Source organism: Yersinia sp. 2542 StPb PI, from assembly GCF_048593855.1.
GTDB lineage: Bacteria > Pseudomonadota > Gammaproteobacteria > Enterobacterales > Enterobacteriaceae > Yersinia > Yersinia enterocolitica_E.
In genome coordinates, this window is sequence record NZ_JAZGQA010000443.1 from 1 (window position 1) to 812 (window position 812).

An 812-nucleotide genomic window follows, 5' to 3' on the forward strand; every position below is an offset into this window, starting at 1 on the left:
CTGATATTAACGGCAACCTTGGCAAACAATGGTACGCAGGCTAATGATCTCTCCGCTCAGGTGACGGGCAGTGGCGACCTGGCCTTTGTTTCCGCTAATGACGGCAGCATTGCATCGTTATCGAATTCGACCAACAGCTATACCGGCGCGACATGGGTGCGTGCAGGCAATGTCCGTCTGGCTGCGGATTCAGTACTGGGGCAAACTTCTCTGTTGGCGATGAGCACGGCGACGAATGTTGATCTCAACGGGACTCAGCAGACGGTGGGTCAGTTAGCCACTGAAACCGGCAGTACATTGGACTTCAATAGCGGCAAGTTAACCGTCACTAATGGCGGGCAGGTTGATGGCGTATTGACGGGCGTTGGTGAGCTGGATCTGGCCGGCGGTTTACTGAGTATCACTCAAGCTAATAGTGGCTTTACTGGCAGCACTGACATTGCCAGTGGCGCGACAGCACATCTGTATCAGGTCCAAGGGCTAGGCTCGGGAGCGATTAACAATAACGGCCTGCTTAATCTGGATAATACCAGCGGGGTGCTGCTGAACGCGTTGGCGGGTAGCGGCAACGTCCAACTTTCCAACAGTGCCAATGTCCAACTGGCCGCAGACAATAGTGGCTATTCGGGCTTATTTACCACTGACGCAGGGACGGTGTTGACTGCCAATAATGCAGGCAATCTGGGGAGCAGCAGTGTTGCAAATAACGGTGAGCTAATCTTGGATACGGCGTCAGTCTGGAATTTATCCAACGCGATCAGCGGTAGCGGTACATTGGTTAAACGTGGCAGCGGCACGGTAAAAATTGATAG

Annotated in this window: 1 pseudogene; it reads left to right on the forward strand. The window is 53.3% G+C overall.

The features are described from left to right. Nucleotides 1–812: pseudogene (locus tag V1952_RS22185) on the forward strand (autotransporter outer membrane beta-barrel domain-containing protein); the annotation flags it as partial.